This is a genomic window from Polaribacter ponticola, assembly GCF_026191475.2.
Classification (GTDB): domain Bacteria; phylum Bacteroidota; class Bacteroidia; order Flavobacteriales; family Flavobacteriaceae; genus Polaribacter; species Polaribacter ponticola.
The window spans coordinates 2,046,399-2,072,311 of record NZ_JAOSLC020000003.1 but is presented as its reverse complement, the minus strand read 5'-3'; the positions used below and the strand labels follow the sequence as shown (position 1 = coordinate 2,072,311).

At 29.1% G+C, this 25,913-nt stretch carries 25 protein-coding genes and 1 pseudogene; 12 read left to right on the top strand and 14 right to left on the bottom strand.

Annotated elements, in window-relative coordinates; translation table 11 throughout:
• Positions 1-96 precede the first annotated feature (96 nt).
• Entirely contained in the window at positions 97-1,311 is a 1,215-nt protein-coding gene (locus N5A56_RS14675; protein WP_265726929.1) for an aminotransferase class V-fold PLP-dependent enzyme, read from the top strand.
• 121 nt (positions 1,312-1,432) lie between these two features.
• Here N5A56_RS14675 and N5A56_RS14670 read toward each other — a convergent pair whose 3' ends face one another.
• Positions 1,433-2,956 (bottom strand): G-D-S-L family lipolytic protein, encoded by a 1,524-nt coding sequence (locus N5A56_RS14670; protein WP_265726845.1) that lies wholly within the window; start codon positions 2,954-2,956, stop codon positions 1,433-1,435.
• An 18-nt stretch (positions 2,957-2,974) separates the two neighbouring features.
• Positions 2,975-5,740 carry a TonB-dependent receptor gene (locus N5A56_RS14665; protein WP_274270511.1) on the bottom strand — a complete coding sequence of 922 codons (2,766 nt, stop codon included), beginning with the start codon at positions 5,738-5,740 and terminating at the stop codon, positions 2,975-2,977.
• 243 nt (positions 5,741-5,983) lie between these two features.
• Here N5A56_RS14665 and N5A56_RS14660 point away from each other — a divergent pair, with 243 nt between their 5' ends.
• Together N5A56_RS14660 and serS are read left to right on the top strand one after the other, a co-directional pair.
• Positions 5,984-6,916 (top strand): bifunctional riboflavin kinase/FAD synthetase, encoded by a 933-nt coding sequence (locus N5A56_RS14660; protein WP_265726843.1) that lies wholly within the window; start codon positions 5,984-5,986, stop codon positions 6,914-6,916.
• Positions 6,917-6,975: 59 nt separating this feature from the next.
• Positions 6,976-8,250: a serine--tRNA ligase gene (gene serS, locus N5A56_RS14655; protein ID WP_265726842.1), complete on the top strand. Its 1,275-nt coding sequence runs from the start codon at positions 6,976-6,978 to the stop codon at positions 8,248-8,250.
• A 73-nt stretch (positions 8,251-8,323) separates the two neighbouring features.
• On the opposite strand, the gene N5A56_RS14650 is transcribed toward serS, so the two are convergent.
• Positions 8,324-8,467: a hypothetical protein gene (locus N5A56_RS14650; RefSeq protein WP_265726841.1), complete on the bottom strand. Its 144-nt coding sequence runs from the start codon at positions 8,465-8,467 to the stop codon at positions 8,324-8,326.
• 123 nt (positions 8,468-8,590) lie between these two features.
• On the opposite strand from N5A56_RS14650, the gene N5A56_RS14645 reads away from it, so the two are divergent.
• The 6 genes from N5A56_RS14645 to mgtE all read left to right on the top strand — a co-directional run bounded on the left by N5A56_RS14645 (position 8,591) and on the right by mgtE (position 13,223).
• Positions 8,591-10,192, top strand: coding sequence for a tetratricopeptide repeat protein (locus tag N5A56_RS14645; protein ID WP_265726840.1), 1,602 nt, complete (start codon positions 8,591-8,593; stop codon positions 10,190-10,192).
• A 62-nt stretch (positions 10,193-10,254) separates the two neighbouring features.
• On the top strand, positions 10,255-10,398 hold the full coding sequence (locus tag N5A56_RS14640) for a tetratricopeptide repeat protein (RefSeq protein WP_265726839.1): 144 nt from the start codon (positions 10,255-10,257) through the stop codon (positions 10,396-10,398).
• A gap of 80 nt (positions 10,399-10,478) precedes the next feature.
• A complete protein-coding gene (locus tag N5A56_RS14635) occupies positions 10,479-10,808 on the top strand; it encodes a DUF4286 family protein (RefSeq protein WP_265726838.1) in 330 nt (109 codons plus the stop codon).
• Position 10,809: 1 nt separating this feature from the next.
• A complete protein-coding gene (locus tag N5A56_RS14630) occupies positions 10,810-11,010 on the top strand; it encodes a hypothetical protein (protein ID WP_274270510.1) in 201 nt (66 codons plus the stop codon).
• 70 nt (positions 11,011-11,080) lie between these two features.
• Positions 11,081-11,884, top strand: coding sequence for a 16S rRNA (adenine(1518)-N(6)/adenine(1519)-N(6))-dimethyltransferase RsmA (gene rsmA, locus N5A56_RS14625; RefSeq protein WP_265726836.1), 804 nt, complete (start codon positions 11,081-11,083; stop codon positions 11,882-11,884).
• Positions 11,874-13,223 carry a magnesium transporter gene (gene mgtE, locus N5A56_RS14620; protein ID WP_265726835.1) on the top strand — a complete coding sequence of 450 codons (1,350 nt, stop codon included), beginning with the start codon at positions 11,874-11,876 and terminating at the stop codon, positions 13,221-13,223. The genes rsmA and mgtE overlap by 11 nt, the downstream gene beginning before the upstream one ends.
• A gap of 194 nt (positions 13,224-13,417) precedes the next feature.
• On the opposite strand, the gene N5A56_RS14615 is transcribed toward mgtE, so the two are convergent.
• From N5A56_RS14615 to N5A56_RS14600, 4 genes are all read right to left on the bottom strand, one after another.
• Positions 13,418-14,095, bottom strand: a complete 678-nt coding sequence (locus N5A56_RS14615) for a response regulator (RefSeq protein WP_265726834.1) — start codon at positions 14,093-14,095, stop codon at positions 13,418-13,420.
• The gene (locus N5A56_RS14610) at positions 14,085-15,830 is read right to left on the bottom strand and encodes an ATP-binding protein (RefSeq protein ID WP_265726833.1); all 1,746 of its coding nucleotides are present in this window, start codon (positions 15,828-15,830) and stop codon (positions 14,085-14,087) included. The genes N5A56_RS14615 and N5A56_RS14610 overlap by 11 nt, the downstream gene beginning before the upstream one ends.
• A gap of 289 nt (positions 15,831-16,119) precedes the next feature.
• Positions 16,120-16,254 carry a hypothetical protein gene (locus tag N5A56_RS14605; RefSeq protein ID WP_265726832.1) on the bottom strand — a complete coding sequence of 45 codons (135 nt, stop codon included), beginning with the start codon at positions 16,252-16,254 and terminating at the stop codon, positions 16,120-16,122.
• A 52-nt stretch (positions 16,255-16,306) separates the two neighbouring features.
• On the bottom strand, positions 16,307-16,843 hold the full coding sequence (locus tag N5A56_RS14600; RefSeq protein WP_265726831.1) for an RNA methyltransferase: 537 nt from the start codon (positions 16,841-16,843) through the stop codon (positions 16,307-16,309).
• Between the two features lie 117 nt (positions 16,844-16,960).
• Here N5A56_RS14600 and mutS point away from each other — a divergent pair, with 117 nt between their 5' ends.
• Positions 16,961-19,570 carry a DNA mismatch repair protein MutS gene (gene mutS / locus N5A56_RS14595; protein ID WP_265726830.1) on the top strand — a complete coding sequence of 870 codons (2,610 nt, stop codon included), beginning with the start codon at positions 16,961-16,963 and terminating at the stop codon, positions 19,568-19,570.
• Here mutS and N5A56_RS14585 read toward each other — a convergent pair.
• Both N5A56_RS14585 and N5A56_RS14580 read right to left on the bottom strand, forming a co-directional pair.
• Positions 19,560-20,550: pseudogene (locus tag N5A56_RS14585) on the bottom strand (Fic family protein). The gene mutS and the pseudogene N5A56_RS14585 sit on opposite strands and share 11 nt — an antisense overlap.
• A 507-nt stretch (positions 20,551-21,057) precedes the next feature.
• The gene (locus tag N5A56_RS14580) at positions 21,058-21,558 is read right to left on the bottom strand and encodes a hypothetical protein (protein WP_265726827.1); all 501 of its coding nucleotides are present in this window, start codon (positions 21,556-21,558) and stop codon (positions 21,058-21,060) included.
• 440 nt (positions 21,559-21,998) lie between these two features.
• Between N5A56_RS14580 and N5A56_RS14575 the strand changes: the two genes are divergently transcribed.
• The gene (locus N5A56_RS14575; protein WP_265726826.1) at positions 21,999-22,475 is read left to right on the top strand and encodes an RNA methyltransferase; all 477 of its coding nucleotides are present in this window, start codon (positions 21,999-22,001) and stop codon (positions 22,473-22,475) included.
• A 57-nt stretch (positions 22,476-22,532) separates the two neighbouring features.
• Here the strand turns inward: N5A56_RS14575 and N5A56_RS14570 are convergent, their stop codons facing one another.
• Both N5A56_RS14570 and N5A56_RS14565 read right to left on the bottom strand, forming a co-directional pair.
• The gene (locus N5A56_RS14570) at positions 22,533-22,766 is read right to left on the bottom strand and encodes a hypothetical protein (protein ID WP_274270508.1); all 234 of its coding nucleotides are present in this window, start codon (positions 22,764-22,766) and stop codon (positions 22,533-22,535) included.
• Positions 22,767-23,221: 455 nt separating this feature from the next.
• Positions 23,222-23,686: a hypothetical protein gene (locus N5A56_RS14565; RefSeq protein WP_265726824.1), complete on the bottom strand. Its 465-nt coding sequence runs from the start codon at positions 23,684-23,686 to the stop codon at positions 23,222-23,224.
• 286 nt (positions 23,687-23,972) lie between these two features.
• On the opposite strand from N5A56_RS14565, the gene N5A56_RS14560 reads away from it, so the two are divergent.
• Entirely contained in the window at positions 23,973-24,254 is a 282-nt protein-coding gene (locus N5A56_RS14560; protein ID WP_265726823.1) for a Sec-independent protein translocase subunit TatA/TatB, read from the top strand.
• Between the two features lie 2 nt (positions 24,255-24,256).
• Here N5A56_RS14560 and N5A56_RS14555 read toward each other — a convergent pair whose 3' ends face one another.
• The 3 genes from N5A56_RS14555 to N5A56_RS14545 form a co-directional block, all read right to left on the bottom strand.
• A complete protein-coding gene (locus N5A56_RS14555) occupies positions 24,257-24,898 on the bottom strand; it encodes an O-methyltransferase (protein WP_265726822.1) in 642 nt (213 codons plus the stop codon).
• Positions 24,899-25,076: 178 nt separating this feature from the next.
• Positions 25,077-25,340, bottom strand: a complete 264-nt coding sequence (locus N5A56_RS14550; RefSeq protein ID WP_265726821.1) for a hypothetical protein — start codon at positions 25,338-25,340, stop codon at positions 25,077-25,079.
• A 3-nt stretch (positions 25,341-25,343) separates the two neighbouring features.
• Positions 25,344-25,910, bottom strand: a complete 567-nt coding sequence (locus N5A56_RS14545; RefSeq protein WP_265726820.1) for a sigma-70 family RNA polymerase sigma factor — start codon at positions 25,908-25,910, stop codon at positions 25,344-25,346.
• Positions 25,911-25,913: the final 3 nt, after the last annotated feature.

Sequence of the window (25,913 nt, the reverse complement as noted above, 5' to 3'; positions counted from 1 at the left end):
TAATGCTATTTAGTGATGTAAAAATAAGAAATTCATATTGACTTTTTTACCACTTTAACAATGCAAGGTTTATCTTTGTCTTATAAAATGAATACTATGTTTAATGTTGATAAAATTAGAGAAGATTTCCCTATTCTAAAAAGAACGGTTCACGGAAAACCTTTAGTCTATTTTGATAATGCCGCTACTTCACAAACACCTCAAATTGTGATTGATACTATTGTAGATTATTATAGCAATTACAATGCAAATATTCATAGAGGCGTTCATACTTTAAGCCAAGAAGCAACAGATAAATACGAAGAAGCACGTATTAAAGTACAACAACATTTTAATGCTAAAGAAAGTTTCGAAATTATTTTAACTGCTGGTACAACGCATAGTATAAATATTGTTGCCTCAGGTTTTGCTGCGCTTCTTAATAAAGGCGATGAAATTATTGTTTCTGCATTAGAACATCATTCTAATATTGTTCCTTGGCAAATGTTGTGCGAAAAAACAGGAGCAATTTTAAAGGTAATTCCGATGACGGAAGAAGGATCTTTAGATATGAAAACATATCATCAACTTTTAAATGAGAACACAAAACTAGTATTTTGTAATCATGTTTCTAATGCTTTAGGAACCATAAACCCTATTAAAGAAATAATTGATGCTGCACATAAATTTAACGCTGCAGTTTTAATAGATGGCGCGCAAGCAACACCACATATTAAACCAGATGTACAAGCTTTAGATGTTGATTTTTATGTTGCTTCTGCACATAAATTATGCGGGCCAACTGGTGTTGGTTTGTTATACGGAAAAAAAGAATGGTTAGAGAAATTACCGCCGTACCAAGGTGGTGGAGAAATGATTGAAACAGTTACTTTCGAAAAAACAACCTATGCAGGTTTACCTCATAAATTTGAAGCAGGAACGCCAAATATTTGTGGTGGAATCGCTTTTGGAGCAGCTATAGATTATATGAATTCTGTAGGTTTTAATACAATTGCTGCCTACGAAAATGAACTTTTAAACTATGCAACAGAAGAACTTTTAAAGATTGAAGGTTTAAAAGTTTACGGAACCTCTTCTGATAAAACTGCAGTTATCTCTTTTAATATTAATGAAATTCATCCTTATGATATTGGTGCTATTTTAGATAAATTAGGAATTGCTGTTAGAACTGGGCATCATTGTGCGCAGCCAATTATGAACTTCTATAAAATACCAGGAACTGTAAGAGCTTCCTTCTCATTTTACAATACAAAAGAAGAAATAGATATTTTGGTTGCAGGTGTTAAAAGAGCACATAGAATGCTATCATAATTACTAATGTTAGAAAACTGAAAGTTACTTTGTAAATCTTTTTCTGTTTGGTGTTTTAATCCTATAAAAAAAAGGTTGAGAATTAATTCTCAACCTTTTTAAATTATATCTAATTTAACTACTATCTCAATGCTGGAGAATAGTTTGTAGGATAGTCACCTGCTTTTGCTAAACCATCTGTAGCAGAAGTAAAGTTAGAACCAAATTTAGCATCCATAGCTGCTAAAATTTTATTAGCCATTAAAGCATAACCTCTTGCTGTTAAATGAACACCATCTAAACTAACTAAACCACCAGTTACTAAACTAGTTGTCATTGTATATTTGTCAAACATAATACCTGTAGAAGCTTCAGTTAAAACACCTTTAAAGTCTACTAAAGCTACGTTAGGATTTGTATCTGCAACTGCAGCAATTGTTGTATTATAAGCATCTGTAGCTGTTTTAATTGCCATTTGTTCTTGTGGTGTTAAAACCCACTGATCTTGTAAAGGATAACTTACACCATTTACATTTATAGGAGCTGGTACACCAGGAACTGTTGTAGCAATGTTAGGCAGTGTTGCTAATAAAATTAAATCATTTTCTGTTGCTTGTCTTGCTTTACCAAAAATTGCACCAAAAGCACCAGCTGTTGGAGCTCCTAAAACAGGAGTTAGAGCACCTCTAATTTGTGCAGACATATCAGTAGCATCTTCATCTAAAATTAACAATGGATTTGCCATAGTTTTAGAAAGTACATCTATTCTATTTGGCTCACCATATGCAGTAAAAATACCTTTTAAAACACCATATAATTGTGCATTTAAAGCATCAATTTGCGGAGCTAAAGCTGGAAGAGAAGGGTCTAAAGAATTATAAGGAATTGTTGTAAAATTTGCTAAATCTGTAATATAAGGCACATTAGCAACAACACCTTTTGCTCCGTTTGCTGTTAAAGCAGTAACCATACCATTAAAAACTTGTGCAAAAACATTAGGGTCAGTAATATCACTACCTCCATATGTAGAAGGATCAAAGTTCCCTGTTTGATCTACTCCAGAACCACCAGAAAGTGCATATCCTAAAACATCATTACCACCAATTTCTGATAACGTAAAAAATGTTGGGTTTTGTGCTAAAGCATCACCCATTACAGTAGCCATTGGGCTAGATGCCATTCTACCAAAATAAGGGTTTAAAGCTCCATAACCAGGAACTGTTAAATGAAAACTTTTGGCACCTGGTGCTCCAAAATTATTAAAAGGTCCTGCAACAGGCGCTCCTAATTGAGTTGTTGGTGTAGCAGGTAAAACTGCTGGTCCTGCACCATCAAAATAAAATCTTGGTTGTGCAACTGTAGCTCCATTAAAAACTAAACCTCCAATATTATCATTCATTAAAGGTTGCTTAAAATCTGTACCAAACTTTTTTGCTAAAATATTAGGAAATGAGTTTTCTTGCCCTGCTTTAAACATTGCTCCGTCTGTATATCCTGCAGTAAAAGAGGCGCCAACAGAAACGTATTTAGAAAAATCTAATCCGTTTGTGTTTAATGCTACATTTGCAACAACCTCTGCAGGTATTGCTTCTAATTCGTTATCTACATCACAAGAAACAAATCCAAGTGATAAAAGAAACAAACCTATATATTTATAATTTTTCATAAAATATCTTAATTATTATTAGTTATTAATTGTCCAAGAAAGGTAGTACTGAGAACCTACAGCACCTACACCTGGAGCACTTACATATTCTTTACCTGTTAAGTTAGCACCACCAAGTTTAAATATAGATTTCCAAGCAGGAACTCTATAATTAATTTGAGCATCTAAAACAGTTCTTGAAGCAATTGTAGCATCTAAGAAAGTAGATTCCCATCTGTATTCATCTTGCCATCTAGCATTAATATTAAAACCAAAGTTTTCGAATAGGTCTCTTTTTCCAAACTGAACTTTTACTTTATGCTCTGGTGTATTAAAACCTGCTTCAAAATCTGGATCTGATGCTTGATCAAAATCAAATTTAGCATACGTATAATTTAAACCTAAGTTAAACCCATTTAGAATGCTAGTATTAACACCTATAGTTGCACCGTAAGAACTAATATCTGCTGCAGAATTTGTATACGTTTGAAATACTGTATAATCTCCATTACCTAAAGCTGCTAAAGATAAAGAGTTATCTCCTACAGTTCCATAGAAAGGTGTTACAACGTTTTTACCAGCAATAAAGTCTTCATAACTATTATAATAAACACTTAAATCTACAGTAAATCTTTGTTCTCCTGCCTCAACTAAACCTCTATAACCAACTTCGTAAGCAGTTACTTTTTCTGGCGCCACTAAAGCTACATTAGAAACGGTAGGTGTTGCAACTTGCCCCGCAGCAAAAGCTGTAACTGAACTAGCTGAATAAGCATTTTCATATGCAGCTCTACCAGAAACTTGAATTGTTGGAGCTCCAATAACTCCTTGACCGAAACCACTTACTAATAAAGGTTGTGTTTGGTATCTATCTAAATTATCTGGTGCAGATCCTACTAAATAAGCTTGACCTGCATTTAAACCAATGTATTGATCTTGTGTTGTTGGGTTTCTAAATCCTGTTTGAAAAGAAGCTCTAAAGTTTTGATTCTTATCTTCACCAGCTGCATACGCAAATGAAATTCTAGGAGAAACATTACCATCAAAATTTTGAGCTTTATCATAACGTACAGAAGCAGTAAACTTTAAACGATCATCTTCCAAAAATTTCTTTTGTAATTGTGTATAAACACCATACTCATTATATTCAATTGGTCCATCGTAATCAGTAAAGATACTTCCGTTAGAATTTAAAGAATACAATCTATAAGAACCACCTACTTGAATTTCTGCCCAATCGATGTAATCTTGTAAATTTAAATTTGCATCTGCATGGTAATATTTTGTATTGTCTTGAAATTTAGCTCCAGTTGTTAAATCTGGATTCTCAATTATAGAATTAAATGCAGCGTTAAAACCACTTGTGCCAGGTAATAATCTTCCAGCTTCAGCTGTTTGCCTACCCGCAGCATGTGCTTGATCTGAAGTTAAACCTGCTAAAGTACCTAAAGTATAAGCTCCAACATATTCTCCAAACCAAGTATTATCATCTTTCCAAGCTCTATTTACATTAATTGCAGCAAAACGAGTATCGTACGAATTACCAGCATCTTCATTAGTTACATATCCTCTAACGAAGAAGTTTTTACCTCTAAATTCTAATTTATGTTGTTCCATAAAAAAGTCTTTAATGTTGTATCTATTTGTTCCTTGGTAAATAGTGTTTCCTACACCATATTTAGAATTCCAAATAACTTCTAAACGGTCGTTACCAAAAGGGCGGTAATTTAAAGAACCTCCAAATTTTACACTTTTAGCTTCATAAGTCATTAAATCAACTTCATTATAACCTGTTCTACTAATGTTTACACTAGGTACTAAAGCAGCAGCTCCTCCTGGTAAAACTCCTAAAGACTCTAAAGTTTGAGCAACACCTCTTATATTAGTAGAAACTTCATCTCCATACACATTTAAACCATCATAATTTCTGTCAGAATTTCTATCTCCAGAAGTATAAGTACCGTTAGCAGTATTTCTATAATCTGTTGCATGCCATTCTTCTCCTTTTAAGTAAGATAGTGTAGCTTTTACAGCAAATTTATCAGAAAAAGCGTGTGCCATTCTAATATTGAAATCTTTGTATTCATTATTACCAGCTGCGGCTTGAGTTGTAATTCCTCCTTTTACAGAAAGACTAATTCCTTGATCATCAAAAGGACTCTTACTTGTCATAAACATAATACCGTTAAAAGCATTTGCGCCATATAACGCAGAAGAAGCTCCAGGTAATAACTCTACTGTTTTTACATCTAATTCAGACATACCTAACAAGTTACCTAATGCAAAATTTAATGCTGGTGATGAATTATCCATACCATCTACTAACTGCATAAAACGAGTGTTTGAAAAAGTTGCAAACCCTCTAGTATTAACAGACTTAAATGTTAAACTATTTGTATTTACATCTACACCTTTTAAGTTTTCTAAACCATCATAAAATGAAGGAGCAGAAGTGTTTTTAATCGCTCTAGAATCCATTCTTTCTACAGTTACCGGAGACTCCATAATACGTTCTGGAGTTCTAGAAGCCGAAACAACTATTTCATCTAAAGATGTTGCATTTTCTGTTAAATTAACCTCAACCTTTTGATTGTTTTTGGTTATTTCAACTTTTTCTGTTTGAAATCCTAACATAGAAATTTCTAATGTAAATGGTGGGACATCTGTTGTTTTTAAAACAAACATTCCATCAAAATCTGTATTTGTACCTACAGCTTTTCTAGAAATTTTAATGTTAGCACCAGGAAGTGTGTCTCCTGTTTTTGCATCTTTTACGGTACCAGTAATGGTTGTTTGAGCAAACATCGCTGCACTACCAAAAACTACGAACGCAATTAGTAAAATTTTTTTATCATAATTTGAATTATTTGTTAACTATTTCGCAAAATACAATTTTTTTGAATTATTAAATATTTGTATACAAATTTTATGGTTATCATAAAAAAAGAGAGGTTTAACAACCAAGAATACACTTAAAAAACCTCTTCATTTTCTTCTTAATTTCTATTTCAGTTATTGTACATTTGTTCTTTACAAAAATTTCTTTTTTTGAATATCGTACAAAACACCTCTAAATTCTCTGTTAAAGAGGAAACATATGTAACCATTGGCACTTTTGATGGTGTGCATTTTGGGCATCAAAAAATCATAGAAAAACTAGTTAAAGAAGCCAAAAAAGCTAACAAAAAATCTGTAGTTTTAACTTTTTTTCCGCATCCTAGAATGGTGTTACAAAAAGATGCTTCTATAGAATTAATTAATACAATTGATGAACGTGCTGCTCTATTAGCTAAAACCGGTTTAGATTATTTAATTATTCATCCTTTTAGTAAAGAGTTTTCTAGAATGTCTGCGCTTGAATTTGTGAGAGATATTTTGGTAAATCAGCTTAAAATTTCTAAGTTAATTATTGGCTACGATCATCACTTTGGAAAAAATAGAGAAGGTAATATTACTCAATTAACAGAATATAGTCATGTTTATGATTTTAATGTTGAAGAAATACCTGCACAAGATATTGATACTGTTTCTGTAAGTTCTACTAAAATTAGACGCGCGTTGGCTTCTGGTAATTTAAAAACTGCTAATGATTATTTAGGATATAATTTTATGCTAAATGGAGATGTTGTAAATGGAAAAAAATTAGGTGGTAAAATTGGTTATCCAACAGCGAATATAGATGTAAAAGAAAACTATAAACTCATACCAAAAACTGGTGTTTATGTAGTAAAATCTAATATTGATTCGAAAACCGTATTTGGAATGATGAATATTGGAAATAGGCCTACTGTAAACGGAAATCATCAAACAATAGAGGTTCATTTCTTTGATTTTAATCAAGATTTGTATTTTAAAAATCTAACCATTGAGCTTATTTACTTTTTAAGAGATGAAGAAAAATTCGAGTCAATTGAGTTTTTAATTCAACAACTTAAAAAAGACGAAGAAATTGCAAGAAATTACTTAAAAAACAATCTCTAAAACTACATTGCTAAAGTCTTAATCTTCGTGTATATTTGTGGCTTATAAAACATGAAAAGATGTTACAAGTACACTTTATTAGAGAAAACAAAGAAACCGTTTTAGCAGGATTAGCAAAACGAAATTTTGCAAACGCAGAAACTATTATTGATCAGGTTTTAGCTGCCGACGTAAACAGAAGAGCAACTCAGGTTGCTTTAGATAATACTTTGGCAGAATCTAATAAATTATCCAAAGAAATTGGAGGTCTTTTTAAATCTGGAGAAGTACAAAAAGCAAATCTTTTAAAAGAAAAAACTGTTCAATTAAAAGAGAAGTCTAAAGAACTAGCTGAAAGCTTAAATTCTTTTGCAGAGGAGCTACAAGAACTTTTATATCAGATTCCAAACGTTCCTCATTCTACTGTAAAGGCAGGAACATCTGAAGAAGATAATGAGAACATTTTTAATGAAGGTGCAATTCCTAATTTAGGAGAAAATGCGTTACCTCATTGGGAATTAGCAAAGAAATACGACATTATAGATTTTGAACTTGGTAACAAAATTACTGGTGCTGGTTTTCCTGTTTATAAAGGTAAAGGTGCTAGATTACAACGTGCTTTAATTAATTATTTTTTAGATAAAAATACAAAAGCGGGTTATACAGAGGTTCAAGTTCCTCATTTAGTAAATACAGAATCTGCTACTGCAACTGGACAATTACCAGATAAAGACGGACAAATGTATCATTCTACAATAGATGATTTATATTTAATTCCAACAGCAGAAATACCAATTACAAATATGTTTCGTGGTAATTTATTACAAGAGTCAGAATTTCCAATAACGGTTACTGGTTATACGCCTTGTTTTAGACGTGAAGCAGGTAGTTATGGCGCACACGTTCGTGGTTTAAATAGGTTACATCAATTTGATAAAGTAGAAATTGTAAGAATAGAACACCCAGATAATTCTTACCAAGCTTTAAACGGCATGGTAGAACATATAAAAGAAATTTTAAGAGAATTAAAATTACCATATAGAATTTTACGTTTGTGTGGAGGAGATACAGGTTTTACATCTGCATTAACATTCGATTTTGAATTATTTTCTACAGCGCAAGACCGATGGTTAGAAATTAGTTCTGCTTCGAACTTTGAAACCTTTCAGGCAAATAGATTAAAGCTTCGTTTTAAAAATAAGGAAGGTAAAAGTGAATTAGCACACACTTTAAATGGTAGTTCTCTAGCCTTACCAAGAGTTTTAGCAGGTATTTTAGAAAATTATCAAACAGCAGATGGAATAAAAATACCAGATGTATTGGTACCTTATTGTGGGTTTGACTATATAAAGTAAACAGTATTCAGAAGCAGTTGGCAGTCTATTTTAAGGCTGCTTACTGTAAACTGATAACAGTAGTAAATTAACTTTAGTTTGCAACTACAGCAACCATTAATCTTTTATATTTATTCATTTCTAAAAGTGCGTTAAAATAAGCACTAATTTGTCCGTTTTTCATAAACTCAATAGAGTTGTTTTTTGCACTTTCGTATTTGTTAGTTAAATCTTTCATACTATTGTTTTGATTGGTTATTTACAGTATAGACAATATTCGTGCCAAAATGTTACAGATATATATACAGAAATAAGCTGCTTTAATAAAATTTTAACATTTATCTTAAGTATCTTTGAAATTATGAAGAAATATTTTCTTGTTGTTTTCCTATTCATTAGTGCCTTTTCTGTTGCTCAAAACAAGGCTTCTCAAAACAATTTTCTTCTAGCTGAAAACTATTACAGGCAAGGAGAATATAAAAAAGCAACTCAAATTTACAAGAAACTTTATGATAAAAGCCCTTTTAATACCACATACTTAGATCGATTAATTTCTTGTTATCAACAAACAGATAATTATAAAATTGTAGAAAATTTACTTAAAAATAGAATTCGAAAAGATGCCTCACAAAGTTATTTATATGTGTATTTAGGATATAATTTCGAACGCCAAAAACTACAAGAATTGGCTAATATTAATTATAAAAAAGCCATAAATTCTCTCGATAAAAACACTGCGTATGGAGGAACAATTGGGCGAATTTTTAAAAATTATAGTTTATTAGATAATGCCATTTTAGCTTATGAAAAAGCTATGATTAAAAACCCAAATGCAAATTATAATTTTCAAATAGCCCAGATTTATGGGGAAAAAGGTGAGTTTAAGAAAATGTTTGAGTCTTATATAAACCTAATTGATAAACAAGAAAGTTACTTAAATTTAGTGCAAAGATATGCTAGTAAATACATTACAGATGATGCAGAAAGTGAAACTAATGTTCTATTTAAAAAAACACTTTTAAAAAAATCTGTTAGCAACCCTAAAAATGAATGGAACATTTTATTAAGTTGGCTATTTACACAGCAAAAAGACTACTACAAAGCATTAATACAAGAGAAGGCTTTGTATCAAAGGAATCCTATAGATTTATCTGTAATTTTTGACTTAGGAAAAATTGCTTTTGAAAATAAAAACTACGAATCTTCAAAGTTATGCTTCGATTTTATCAATGAAAAATCAGTTATAAAAGAAGAGAAAATTGATGCAAATCTTTACCTATCAAAAATTGCTGTAGCAACAGAAAATCCAGAAACAGATCAATTATTTCAATCATTATTTTCTGAGTTTGGTAAAAATGTATTTACCATAAAACTACAAACTGAATATGCAGATTTTTTAACCTTTAGCAAAAACAATCCTAAAAAGGCAAAAACTGTTTTAGAAGAAGCTTTAGCATTGTCTAGAACAAAATTTGACAAAGCAAGAATTAAATTAAAACTTGGCGATGTTTTAGTCTTTACTGGGAAATTTAATAAAGCTTTAATTTATTTTTCTCAAATTCAGACGCAATTAAAAAATCACGAATTAGCACAACAAGCGCGTTTTAAAGTAGCACAAACTAGTTATTTTAAAGGAGATTTTACTTGGGCAAAAGCACAATTAAAAGTTTTAAAAGGTTCTACAACTCAACTTATTGCAAACGATGCTGTAGATTTGTTTTTAAAAATTTCAGATAATGAACCTGTAGATTCTATACCTTCTGGATTAAAACAATTAGCGAGAGCAGAATTGCTTGCATATCAAAATAAAGATGAAGAAGCTTTTTCTGAGTTAGAAAGCTTATTTACTTCTAAAAAAATTTTTGTAAATGGTTTAGTTCCTGGAGAAGTTATTTATGATGATGTACTTTTTTTCAAGCAAAATTATTTATCAAACAAAAAAAACACGAAGAAGCAATTTTAAGTTTATCTAAAATTATTGCAGCAGATAATCAAAGTTTTTTAACAGATGATGTCTATTTTATAATGGCAGAAATATATAATAACCACCTAAACAACACAGAAAAAGCACAAGAATATTATCAGAAAATAATTTTTGATTATCCTTCCAGCATATACTTGGTAGAAGCTAGAAAAAAATATAGAAAATTAAGAGGAGATACAATATAGTTTTTGGTTGATAGTTATTTGGTCTTTGGTTTACACTTTAACCCTAACAACTATCAACTAAAAACCAAAAACATATAGATATGTACATATACAACGTAACAATAAATATAGATGAAACTGTTCATAAAGAATGGTTGAGTTGGATGGAATCTCATATACCAGATGTTTTAAATACTGGTAAATTTATATCAGCAAAACTTACAGAAGTTTTGGTGGAAGAAGAGATGGGAGGCAGAACATATTCTATTCAATATACAGCAAACACAAGAGACGACTTAAACAGTTATTACAAAGAAGATGCAGAAAGGTTACAAGTAGAAGGTCTTAAACGTTTTGGAGACAAAATGCTAGCTTTTAGAACCGAGCTAAGGTTAATTAAAGAGTTTTACCCTACCAATGTTAGTAATTAGAATGAACGAAAAAATATATAATAACAGAAAGAAGATCTTAATAATTGCAATACTAATTGCGCTAACAGGAATTGGTTTATCTTTTTTAAAATGGGGAATAGAACCAGAAGAAACCATTGCAGGTTTTCTTTGTGGTCTTGGTGTTTTTACTCTCATTTTTTCTTTAGGGTTAAAAAAACAACTAAGAATCATAAATTTTTAATACTAGAAACTAACTAAAAAATAGTAAAAATTTAGATTACTTTTGTTATTCATTTATAAAATCACTCAACTTGTCAGTAAAAGCAAAAAAACATTTAGGTCAACATTTTTTAACTGATGAAAGTATTGCAAAAAACATTGCTGATGCTTTAACTGAAACAGGTTATAATAATGTATTAGAAATTGGCCCAGGAATGGGTGTTTTAACTAAGTATTTATTACAAAAAGAACCAAAAGTTACGGTCATGGAATTAGATCGTGAATCTGTTGCTTATTTGCATGAAACTTTTCCTTTAGAGCATATAAAATTAGACACCTCTAAGGAGAATTTCGAGATAATTGAAGGCGATTTTTTAAAGAAAGATTTACAAACTATTTTCAACAAACAAGAAGTAGCCATAATTGGAAATTTTCCTTACAATATTTCTACTCAAATTGTATTTAAAGCCATAGAAAATAGGGAATTTGTTCCAGAGTTTGCAGGTATGTTTCAAAAAGAAGTGGCTAAAAGAATTGCAGAAAAAGAAGGTTCTAAAGTTTACGGAATCCTTTCTGTTTTAACACAAGCTTTTTTTGACGTAGAATATTTGTTTACCGTACCTCCAACCGTTTTTAATCCGCCACCAAAAGTAGATTCTGGTGTAATAAGATTAATTAGAAAAAAAGATTATTCATTACCAGTAGATGAAAAATTATTTTTTAGAGTTGTAAAAACAGCATTTAATCAACGTAGAAAAATGTTACGTTCAAGTCTAAAAACCTTTAATCTTTCAGATTCTATAAAAGAAGACCCTATATTTGTTAAAAGGCCAGAACAATTATCTGTTCAAGAATTTATTACACTTACACAAAAAATAGCAACAAATGTCATTTGAAATTACTAATATTTTTTTAAATAACTTAACAGAACTTATCAATTCTAATAGAGATAAAGAAATCTCTTCCTTATTTTCTGAGGTACACTTTGCAGATATTGCAGAGGTTTTAGAAGAATTAAGTTTTGATGAAGCTATTTATATTATAAAATTATTAGATAGTGAGAAAACATCTGAAATTCTTACAGAATTAGATGAAGATATTCGAGAAAAAATCCTTGAAAACTTATCTGCAAAAGAAATTGCAGAAGAAGTTGGAGAGATGGATACAGATGATGCTGCAGATATTATTGGGGAACTTTCTAATGAAAGACAAGAACGTGTAATTAATGCACTAGAAGATGATGATCTTGCAGCAGATATAAAAGAACTACTTTCTTACGAAGATGATACTGCAGGAGCTTTAATGGCCAAAGAATTGGTAAAGGTTTATGAAACTTGGACTGTTGCAGGTTGTATGAGAAGAATTCGAGGGCAAGCTAAAGAGGTTACTCGAGTACACTCCATTTATGTTGTAGATAAAGATGATAAACTAGTTGGAAGGTTGTCTTTAAAAGATTTAATTATAGCAAAATCTGACCAAAAAATTGCAGATATTTCTAAAGCAAAAGTAGACGCTGTAAATGTAAATGAAGACGATGAAGAAGTAGCAAAAATAATGGCAAAATACGACTTAGAAGCCATACCAGTTGTAGATAATAATAATGTTTTGTTAGGTAGAATTACTATTGATGATATTGTTGATGTTTTAAAAGAAGAAGCAGACAAAGATTATCAAATGGCAGCAGGTTTAGTACAAGATGTAGAAGCAGATGATAGTATTTTAGAACTTACTAGAGCAAGGTTACCTTGGCTTTTTTTAGGTTTAATTGGCGGGGTAGGAGCTTTTATTATTATGGAAGGGTTTCATTCCGTTTTTTCTAAATACGCAACACTTTTCTTTTTTACACCCTTAATTGCTGCAATGGCAGGAAATGTTGGAGTACAATCTTCTGCAATTATTGTACAAGGTTTAGCAAATGATGATGTAAAAGGAAGTATTAATAGTAGGCTTTTTAAAGAAATGCTTTTAGCTGCTCTTAATGGAGTAATTCTTGCTGTCTTTTTATTCTTATTCGTTTGGGCTTATAAAGGAGAATTAAACCTTGCTTTGGCTATTTCGGCCTCTTTAGTAGTAGTTATAATAATTGCAGGTTTAATTGGTACTTTTGTTCCTTTGTTTTTAAATAAAAGAGGTATTGATCCTGCAATAGCAACCGGTCCATTTATTACAACATCAAATGATATTTTTGGAATTTTAATTTACTTTATGATTGCAAAATTAATTTTAGGCATATAAAAAAAACTCTCTTAAAACAATAAGAGAGTTTTTTTCTTTTTCCTTTTTTTTCACTAGTAATAATACTATTCTCAGCAATAATTCCCTAAAATCTATCGGTTTCAAATAATAATACTACAAATATACTTTAGTAATTAAATTACAAACTGTAAATAACCGAAGTTAAAAATGTGGATTTCCGCAAAACTAAAATACTAATCTATAATTCCTAATTCTTTCGCTTTTAATATTAAATCTGTATTGTTATTCGCGTTTAAATCTGTTCTTAGGTTTGCTAATTTAGTTTCTATAGATCTAAGTTTAATAAATGAACCATCAACTTTAGTAATTACACCTTCTAAATTACTTATTTTAGGATGATTTGGCAGCTCTTTTAATATTTGTATGGCAATATCATCCATCTGAATTTGAATGATGTTTCTGCGCATTATTTTTTGATGAATTTCATGTGTGTAATAAAAATCATTTACCAACATTTTTTGAATTGCAAAACCAATTTCTGTAGCATCACATTTACTCTTTAATAAATATGCATTCGGGTTTAAATTATTAATAACATTATAGACTCTATTGGTTTCTGTATGACCCGTTATTACTGCAATTTTAATATCTAACTCGTTATTTTTAATTGCTTTTATTAACTCTTCTCCTCCATCAATTAAAGAGTCTTCTGTAACATTATCAAAACTTAAATCTGTAAATAACAATTTAAAAGGATTACTTTTTTGGTTGCTTTTTATCAACTGAAAAGCTTCATCACAGCTATTAGTTGTTACTACATCAAAATCTCCAACTTCTTTTAAAGAACATAAAATTCCTTGTATAACTAATTGATGATCATCTGCTACTAATATTCTTAACTTATTTTCCATTCGAAGGGATTTCAATTGTAATTATTGTTCCTTTTTTTACTTCACTCTTAAGAGTGAAACAACCATTAATTTCTTCTACTCTCTCTTTCATATTTTTTAAGCCAATTCCTTTTTTACTTTTCATTATATCAAAGCCAATTCCATCATCTTCAATTGTTAAAAGAATGTCTTTTTTGTTTTTAAAAAAACTGATTGAAACTTTTTTAGCTTCAGCATATTTATCAATATTTTGAATGCTTTCTCTTATTGATAAAAACAGTGTTCTCTTAATAGATTTATTAACATCAATCCAATTTACAGCATTTATCTCTTTAATTCTAATTATAAAATTGGCATCAAAATAATCTGATACTAAATTTATAATTTGATTTTTAAAAGTAACATCGCTAAAGGAAACACTACTTAATTGATGAGACAATGTTCTAACATTATCTTTTACTGTTTCTAAAGCATTAGATTCTGCTATTAAATTATTTTTTACCAGTTTTTTATGAAGTATTCTAATGTCTCCTGCAACCTCATCGTGTAAAGATTTAGCTATTTGTTGGCGCTCTTTTTCACGAGCTTCAATTTGTTTTAATTGCGAATCGTATAAAAGCTTCTTTTTTCTATTTGTTACTACTAAATACCCAAAACCTATAAAAAGTAAACCTGCTCCTGCAAAGAGCCAACCAATTATTTTTTGTTGTTTCTCTTTTTCTAATTCAAGCTTATTCTTTTCGTTTGTAACCTTTAAATTACTGTTTTCTAGTGCTGTTTTTTCGGTTTCATATCTAATTTTAGCAAACTGATTTTTTAAACCTCGTTCTCTAATATACATACTGTCATTTAACTGAATATATGCTGATAAAAAATTCTTAGAAGTATTGCCTTCCGTTAATTCAGACAGTAACTTTAAGGCATCTAAAGTCCTTTCGTTTTCATTTATTTTTTTAGAATACGTTAACCCTTCATTTGCATAAAACAAGGCTTTTTTAATATCTTTTTTCTCTTTATAATAAAAAGCCAATAAATTATTTGTAGTACAAATGGTTTTAATAAATTGCTCTTTTTTACTAATCTCTAAAATTTCATTATAATTATTTAGAAGGTTCTTTTCGTTATGAAGTTTGTAGTTGTTTAATGTTAAATTTTGAAGAAGAGTAACATAGTTATTTATAAATTTAACTTTAATACTATCATACAATAACCCTTGTTTTATATATACATTAGACTTAATGTAATCTTTTTTTAGTTGATATACCAAAGCAATATTATTATAATAGTTTAATTTAGATTTAATAATTCTATTATTTTCCTTTAAGTTTTTTATATATTGAAAACTCCTATCAAAGTATTTTAAAGCCTCATCGTAATTATTTCTTTTTTTAGCAATAAGGCCTAAATTATTATATAAGTCAGACTTAATTCTGTTTAAGTTAGATTTATCAACATATCTTAATGATGTTATAGCTGTAATTTCTGCTCCTAACAAATCTTTTTCATTCATTTGAATTGAAGAAACATTTAACAATCTTCTACCGGCAGTAATTGTATCTCCAAGTTCTAGTAAAATGTTTTTAGAAATGTTATAATGATAATAAGCACTATCTGGTATTACCTTGTACTTGTAATAGGTTGCCAAATAAAAATGTGTCTTTTGTAGCTTTTGTAAGTCTTTTGTAGCTTTAATTTTTCTTTGAGCAATTAGACTATATTTTTTAAAAGAATCTAATTTTCTTACTCTAAAATACATGAGAGCAATTTTAATATTTGCCTCATATTTTAAACTATCATCTAAGTCTTTTACTAAGTTGATAGACTTTAATGCATAAGCCTCTTTTTTTCTTGCGTAAGTTCTTTACTCTTTAATTTTGCTATATAAGTAAGCAACGAGTCTTTTTTTCTTGAATTTTATCTTGCGAAAAAAGGCAAAAAGAAAAGCTAAAAAAGAGTAAAAAAGAAAACTTTTTCAACAGAATAATATTTAAAATTAAAAAAAACCTTAAATAAATTAAGGTTTCATATAAATGTAAAGGTAAAATTTATTTTTTCTCAGGATCATCTCCTCCTGCTGTTCCTCCTCCAGTTTCTCCTGTCCCTCCAGTTTCGGTAGTTCCAGAATCTCCAGGAGATAAATTCATTGTTAATTCATCTAAACTTAAATTTTCTTTAAACATATTCTTCAATTTTATAGATTATGGTTTAAAAATACTCTTTTAAGTTTAAAAATCAACTGTTTTTCATCATTTTAGAAAACAAATCCCAAATTACAACTCCTGTAGTTACAGATATATTTAATGAATGTTTGGTACCTAATTGCGGAATTTCGACACACAAATCAGACGCGTTTACAACTTCTTGTTGCACACCTTTTACTTCGTTACCCATAACAATGGCATACTTTTCTCCTTTCTTCGGATAAAAAGTATCGAGTTTTGTAGAATTTTCTGCCTGTTCAATAGCTAAAACTTTTACATTTTCTGCTTTTAACTTTTCAACTAAAGTCAACGTATCTTCTACATATTCCCAGGCTACAGATTCAGTTGCACCTAAAGCTGTTTTATGAATATCTTTATTTGGTGGCGTTGCACAAATACCACACAAATATATTTTTTCAATCAAAAAAGCATCCGAAGTTCTAAAAACAGAACCAATATTATTTAAACTTCTAATATTGTCTAAAACTACAATTAATGGTGTTTTTTTTACCGTTTTAAATTCATCAACTGTAATTCTACCTAACTCGTTATTTTTTAATTTTCTCATAATTTTAGTTATTGGTTAATGGTTTTTTGTTGATGGTATCTTAACTAATAACCAAAAACTAAACACTAACAACTATATTTTCTATCTTCGCAAAACTAACTGAAAATTTCCAAAAACTTGGCAAAACCAAAAGTAAAAAAGGTAACTCCTTTAATGAAACAATACAATGCCATCAAGACTAAATATCCTGATGCAATGTTACTTTTTAGAGTAGGAGATTTTTACGAAACCTTTGGTGATGATGCTAAAAAAGCGGCGGGAGTTTTAGGAATTACACTTACAAAACGTGGCGCTGGGAGTGAAACTGAAACTGCTTTAGCAGGTTTTCCGCATCATTCTTTAAATACCTATTTACCAAAGTTGGTAAAAGCAGGAATGCGTGTTGCTATTTGCGATCAGTTAGAAGACCCTAAAATGACAAAAACCATTGTAAAACGTGGTGTTACAGAATTGGTTACACCTGGGGTTTCTTTAAATGATGAAGTTTTACAAACCAAAACAAACAACTTTTTAGCGGCGGTTCATTTTGATAAAAAACAACTGGGAATTTCATTTTTAGATGTTTCTACAGGTGAATATTTAGTAGCACAAGGAACTGCAGAATATATTGATAAATTATTGCAGAATTTTAATCCGAGTGAGGTTTTAGTTCAGAAACAAAATAAACAACAATTTTTAGAACTTTTTGAGAACAGATATTATACTTTTTATTTAGATGATTGGGTTTTTCAAAAAGAATATGCAAACGAAACTTTACACAATCATTTTGAGGTAAAAAGCTTAAAAGGATTTGGAATACAAGATGTTAAAAACGGAATTATTGCTGCCGGAGCCGTGTTGTATTATTTATCAGAAACGCAACACAATCAGTTAAAACACATACAACATATTAGCAGAATTGCAGAAGACAATTATGTTTGGATGGACAGATTTACAGTCAGAAACTTAGAGCTTTACAATCCGAATTCTATAAACGCAGTAACACTTTTAAATGTTATTGATAAAACAATTTCGCCAATGGGCGGAAGACTTTTAAAACGTTGGTTAGCGCTTCCTTTAAAAAATATCGACGAAATAAAAAATCGTCATGAACTGGTAAAGTTTTTTATAGACTCTGATGAGTTTTCTCAAACAGTAACCTATCAACTAAAACAAATATCCGATTTAGAAAGATTAATTTCTAAAGTAGCAACTGGCAAAGCTTCACCAAGAGAAATTGTGCTGTTAAAAGATTCTTTAAAAGCCATTCTACCCATAAAAGCATCCGCAGAAAACAGTAAAAATAACGCTGTAAAAAAACTCGGAAATCAATTACACACTTGTACAGATTTAATTGAAAAAATTACTGAGACTTTGTTTGATGATGCGCCTGTAAACATCAATAAAGGAAATGCAATTGCAACAGGTGTTCATCAAGAATTAGACAATTTACGTGCCATTTCTAACTCTGGAAAAGAGTATTTAGATAATATGCTAAAGCGTGAGACGGAACGTACAGGCATCTCTAGTTTAAAAATTGCATTCAACAACGTTTTTGGCTACTATATTGAAGTTAGAAACACACATAAAGATAAAGTACCAGAAGAGTGGATTCGTAAACAAACCTTGGTTTCTGCAGAGCGTTATATTACCGAAGAACTTAAAGAATACGAAACAAAAATTTTAGGTGCAGAAGAAAAAATTGCCAAATTAGAGCAAGAGATTTTTTCTAAATTATTACAATATATCATTCAATATGTTCAAATTGTACAAGAAAACGCGCAAATTATTGCAAAAATAGATTGTTTATTGTCTTTTTCAGTTTTAGCGATTGATAACAATTATGTGCGCCCAATTATGGATGAAAGCACAGATTTAGAAATTAAAAACGGACGTCATCCTGTTATTGAAAAACAGTTACCAATAGATCAAACATATATTGCAAACGATGTTGTTTTAAACAGAACTCAACAACAAATAATTATGATTACCGGACCAAATATGTCTGGTAAATCGGCAATTTTACGTCAAACCGCGTTAATTGTTTTATTGGCGCAAATGGGAAGTTATGTTCCGGCTCAAAATGCAAAAATCGGAATTGTAGATAAGATTTTTACCAGAGTTGGCGCAAGTGATAATATTTCTATGGGAGAATCTACTTTTATGGTAGAAATGAACGAAACGGCTTCGATCTTAAATAACGTTTCTGAGCGTAGTTTAATTCTTTTAGATGAAATTGGTAGAGGAACGTCTACTTATGACGGAATTTCGATTGCATGGGCAATTTCGGAGTTCTTACACGAGCATCCTACAAAAGCAAAAACGTTGTTTGCAACACATTATCATGAATTGAATGAAATGACTACCAGTTTTGAGCGTATTAAAAACTTTAATGTGTCTGTTAAAGAGTTAGAAAATACCATTATTTTCTTACGTAAATTGGTTTCTGGTGGTTCTAACCACAGTTTTGGTATTCATGTTGCTAAATTGGCTGGAATGCCAAATATGGTAATTCATAGAGCTAATAAGATATTAGCCAAGTTAGAGAAAAACAACAAAAATGCAGAAGTTAAAGACGTTTTAAAACAAACGCAAGAAGAAGAAATGCAATTAAGCTTTTTTCAATTAGATGATCCTTTGTTAGAAAACATTAAAGAGGAAATTTTAGCAACTAATATTGATACTTTAACACCTATTGAAGCTTTAATGAAACTGAATGAAATTAAGCGAATGTTGATTAAAAAGTAACGTGTTTATATATGGTGTTGTGCCCAGTTATTTTAAACGATAGATTGTCTTATTTTTTTCTCCAATTTTTTCAAATAAATCTAATTCAGCTCCTTTCTTTAAATCTCTACTTGCAGTTGCTGAAGAAATATCTTTAAAAATACCCATATAATCTTTTCTTGTAAATTCAGTTTTATTTAATGAAACATAATATTCTAATCTATCTTTTTCGTTTAACGTTCGATTATTAAAATCTAAAAGTTCACTTATTGAAATGTCAATAACATTTAGCATATATTCAATAAACTTAGTTGACTTTCCAGTTTATCACTTTCAGCTAAAGACTTGTAATATTTTTCCTGGTCTTTACTAATTAGAGTTTCAAAAGGCAAAAACTCAAAGATTGGATATTTTTCCATTAAAATTAAAGTTTGCCATAATCTTCCCATTCTGCCATTTCCATCCAAAAAAGGATGTATGGATTCCATTTCGTAATGGAAAACACAACTTTTAATTAATTCAATTTCATCAGACTTTTTCAAATATTCAAAAAGGTCTTTCATTAAGTATGGCACATTTCCAAAAGGTGGTGCTAAATGGGCAACTTTTGAACCTTTTACAATTCCTACACTTTGATTTCTATATTTTCCAGAGTTTTCTATTAAACCTTCCATTAAGCTTTGATGTGCTTTTAAAAAGGATTTTCCATTAGAAGGATTATAATCTTCTAAATTTTCATAGATTTTGATTGCATTTATAACTTCAAGAACATCTTTTTTAGGACCAATAACTCTTTTATTTTCAAGAAGAGCTGTAATTTCCTCTTCTGTAAGTGTATTTCCTTCTATTTTTAGAGAAGAATGAATAGTTTTGATTCTATTCTGTTTTCTTAATTTAGGTGAAGGTCTGTTTAATAAATTAGCATTTATTTCTCCTATTTTTTCTGAAATAGAAATTATTAATTTTAAAATAGAAGATGTTATTTCGTAAGGTGGTTTCATTCGTGATACTATCATTTGATACTATCATTTAATCTGAATTATCTTATGAAACGGAATTTTTTAATTGGGCACAACTTGTTTATAATAACTTTTACTACGCATATCCCTATTAAAAAGTTTTTATTAATGCTCTATTTTTCTAATACTAATAGAATGAATGATTTTAGTATTTTTTCATACTCTTTCAATTTTTAGAACGTATGGTTAGTTGCGTAATTTTAACAAATAAAACCCGAACTATAAAGTGTAAAAAACATTTTATAGTTCGACTTTTACCAGCAATTAATTATACACGTTGCTATACAACGTTACTTTTATTTTTATTAACTAAATATAAACCCAAAAAAGGAATTAAAATAGTTACATAAATGTATAATTTTTTTGTTTGTTTTTTTAAAAAAGATTTTTTTAAAATTAAATTTATTGTGTAAAACATAACTATTATACTTACGATAAATGTAAAGTATAAGATATAAGATTTATTCATAATTTATATATTTTAATTTATTAAAAACATTCTTCCCATATACAACTCGCAGTTATTCGTGCTGTACAAGTTGGCGCTGTTGCTATACAAAATCCATATTCAACCCAATTCATATCCTCTACAGTGCTATCAAAGCATTCAATTATTCCAGAGGCTGAACAATCTTCTACCGTTTTTTGCATTAAAATATGTGATTTTTTAGAAATAATTTCACCTTTTTTAATTGTCATCTCATATATAATTTTATTATTATATTCTATAGAATAAATACCGTTTACAGATTTTGCATTATTTTTTAAATCTTCAATAACATTATTACTATTACTAGAAATAAATTTATGTTGTATTGTTGGTAATTTTCTTTGAGATTTTTTGTAAGTTAAATCTAAATTTATGACGATAGTTTTTTCGTCTGACTCAATTCTTTGAGTTTTAATGATTGAATTATCATTTTCAATAACATTTGTTTCAATCGGATAATTAATTTCCTTTTCACACGCTAATATTAACAAAGATATCATTGTTAATTGTAATATTTTTTTATTAATTTCATTTTTATATAATTTTTAAATTTTCTTTTTCCTACTCTTTCAATTTTCAGAATTTAAACTCGTCTAACTATTTTTAACGTCTTTTTATAGCTTTCACATATTTTGACAATAAGATGATAAGTCTCTTTTAATTTATCTTCTTTTTTTAAGCAATTATTTATTTAGTAAATTTAGTAGATTAAAACATCCTTGTCAATCCCCATTTATGATGAAATTTTTATCCCCCCATAAATGGGGAGAAGTCTCCCTATTTATGAGGAGATAAAAAAATAAAAACCTAATATTTAGCACTTTAAAAAATTAGTTTTAACGTGTTAATTATTTTATTTAACTTTCATTAAAATTAGAAAAAGAAGATATCCTTCTAATTGGTGTATTCATGTTTTTAAACGAATATTTATTAAAAAGTAATGGTAAATAATTTAGAGCAAGGTTTTTTTGGTATTGGTATTCAGAATGGAAAAACGCCTGAGAATTTAGGTGTTTTATGGCGTTCTGCGCAAAATATGGGCGCTAGTTTTATTTTTACCATTGGCAATCGCTATGCAAAACAAGCTTGTGATACGCATAAAGCAATAGGTGCAATGCCTTATTTCCATTACGAAACTTTTGATGCTTTTTATAACAATTTACCTAAAGGTGCAATGTTGGTTGGTGTAGAGTTAGATGAAAAAGCAGTACAATTAGAAACTTTTAAACATCCTAGACGTTGTGTGTATTTATTAGGCGCAGAAGATCATGGTTTGTCTAACGCTGCGATAGAAAAATCGCATCATTTAGTAAAATTTAAATCTGAATTAAGCTTAAATGTTTCTGTTGCCGGAAGCATTATTATGTATGATAGACAAGCAAAATTAAATTTTAATGAAATAGATGTTGTTAATTAAAAAGTAGCAATTAAACCCCATGTTGTTAATTACTACTTTTTAATTAAACCCCATACTTTAAAGACTTCTTTTTAAGTCTAATAATTTATTAGTAGATCTTATATAACTATTGTAAATAACTTCAAATTGAATTAATTCTTGAAATGAGTATAAGTTTTTAAATGATTTTCCAACTATTTGATCTCCATTTTTTAAAAACATTAAAGATGATGATGTAGAAAAATCAGTATCAGAAATTTCAACTTTTTCAGTAGCTAATAAAATTTTCTGATTAGTTTTTCGATTAAGCATGTAAACACTTGCATTAATTCTAGTAGTTCTATCGTTACTTAATTTGCTTTCTACGTAAAAAAATATGCTGTAGAAGGCCTACACTCATTCTGTAGTTTAGAAAGGATTTCAATTACATTAAGATTGTTAGGAATGTTTTTTTCTTCTAATTTATTAAAAGAAAAACAGGAAATAAGCAATACCAATAAAAGTATTTTTTTGTACGGGGGATACATAATAAATAAATTTAATAATGATTCTATTTTGTAAAATTACGTTTAATTAATCGAATAAACAATTAGAATGTAAAAAGAGCCGAAATATTTTTCGGCTCTAAGTGTTTTAAAAAAACTTTGGGGAATATTTAAAGTAATTAAATACTTTATTTTTTACTATTAACAATTTAAGTTTGTTAATTAAAAAGTAGTAATAAAACCCATTATTTTTTACTACTACTTTTTAATTAAACCCCATAATTATAGACTTCTTTTTAAGCCTAATAACTTGTTAGTAGATTTAATGTAGCTATTATAAATTGGTTCAAAATTAACCAACTCATTAAAAGAATATACGTCTTTAGAAGTATCTCCAATTATTTGATCTCCATTTTTAAGAAATTCTGGAGTTTCTAATGTATTAAATTTGTTTTCAGAAACTATAATCTTCTTTTCAGAAAGTAAACTTTTAGCATTTGTTTTTCTTTCTAAAATATAAACTTTAGCAGTTATAGTTGGTGTTCTATCATTACTTAAATTACTTTCTACATAAAACAAATAGTCAGAAGATGGTCTACATTCGTTTTTTTGCTTAGCTAAAATTTCAATTACATTAAGGTCTTTAGTATTCAATTCAAGAGTCGATTCGTTTTTTTCAAATTTGTTAAATGAAAATATTGCGACCGAAAGAACTAATAAAACTATAATTTTTTTTAGGGAATTCATTATATAAGTTTTAAAATTAATTGAGGTATAAATGTACATCTGATTCTTAGAATACACAATCCCCTTTTACAATGAAATTTTTTCCTCCCTGTTTTTGGGGATAATTCTCCCCTTTTCTAAGGATACAATAAAAATAAATAACTGATTTTTAAGTGTTTAATAATTCGATAAAACAAACTATAATCGTAAGGTTTATTTAATTTTAGAAAAATAACGCGTTAAAAAGTTAATTCATTTAAGAATTTCTAACCAATAATTGTAAAATTACTCCTTATCTTTGCTTCTTATGAATGTTCACTTTTTATTTATAGGAGCTCCAGAAATTTTTGTAATCTTATTAATTGTGGTTATGGTTTTTGGTGCAGATAAAATCCCTGAAATTGCTAGAGGTTTAGGTAAAGGTATGCGTCAAGTAAAAGACGCTACTAACGATATTAAAAAAGAAATTAACGATAGTGCTAAAAATCAAGGTATCGACACCAATTTGGCTAAAGACTTTAAAAAAGGTATTAATGATGTAAAAGAAAATATAGATGATTTTACAGGGCCAATTAAAAGAAATCTATAATATTATTTAACTCTACTAATTGTTAAACCATCTCTAATAGGTAATAAAACAGTTTCTATTCTAGCATCTGTATTTAACAACTTATTATATTCTAATAGTATTTTAGTATCTACATCTTTAGGATTTAGTTTTTCTACAACTTTACCACTCCAAAGTACATTATCAGACAAAATAATTCCACCTGAATTCATTTTATCAACTATTAAATTAAAATAGTTAACGTAGTTAGATTTATCTGCATCTATAAAAACCAAATCGAATTTCTCTTCAATTGTAGGAATAATTTCTATCGCATTCCCTACTTTTTGAGTTATTTGATTTCTAAAACCAGATTTTGTAAAGTATTTATTTTGCAACGTTTCTAGTTCTTCGTTTTTATCAATTGTAATAATTTTTCCTTCGGATGATAAACCCTCTGCTAAACACAAGGCAGAATATCCTGTATAAGTACCAATTTCTAAAATTGTTTTTGGGTTTATTAATTTAGAAATCATAGATAAAACTCTACCCTGAAAAGCACCACTTAACATTCTAGGGTTTAAAACCTTTTGCCAAGTTTCTCTGCTTAATTCTTGTAAAATTAAAGGTTCTTGTTGTGAGTGATTTACTACGTACGTATCTATTTCTTCTGGTAAAAAATGCATCTTTATTCTGGTTGAGCGCAGTGTAAACCTAATTAAATTACTAAAAATTAAAACTTCTCGACTGCGCTCGAGAAGATAAAATCAAAAGTACAAAAAAACGGAATCTATATTTCTATAAATTCCGTTTCAATCTAACAAAAAATCAAAAATTACGGTTTTACGAAAACCGAAAAACGTATTATCTTTTTATTTCTTCGAATTGCTTTTTTAAGGCTTCTTTATCTGCTTTAGACATGCAATTATTTTTATCCTTGCAATCTAAAGATTTTATTTTAAATAAGCCTGACATTTTAGAGTTTTGCTTAGTATAAAGTCTACAAATTTTACATCCAATAAAATGAAAGTTTAATTTTATCAATTCAAACAATGAAGCCTCTTTGTATTGGCTTTTGTCACAAATTGTAGTTGCTTCATCGCAAGTTATCTTTAATTTTTTAAACATCTCTTAATTATTAAACCAGTTATCTTCCATACATTTTCTTAATTGAGTTCTAGCTCTATGTATAATAACCCATAAATTTGACGCTGTAATATCTAACTCCTTACAAATTTCTTCAGTTTCAAACTCTTGTATCGTTTTCATTCTAAAAACCATAGCATATTTTTCTGGTAATTTATCTATACAAACATCTAATTGAGTTTTTAATTCTTGATTTTCGAGTGCTTGTTCAGATGCATTATTCCAACTTTGTGGTACTCTTTCTTCTAACCAATTCCCTTCATTTTCGCCATCATCATAAAAATTCATTCTAACCTCTGCTTGTCCTTTTTTAGAATTTATTTTTCTATAATGATCTATTACTTTTCTTTTTAAGATAGAAACCAACCAAGTTCTCTCTGTAGATTTGCCTAAAAAATTTTTAGCAGATTTTAAGCCTGCAAAAAAGGTTTCTTGTACCAAGTCTTTAGCTAAATCACTATCGTTAACTCGCACAACAGCATAATTAAACAGGTAATCTGCGTAATTATCTATCCATTTATCAGGGTTTAAAAAGATTTGTTTTTGGGGCATTTT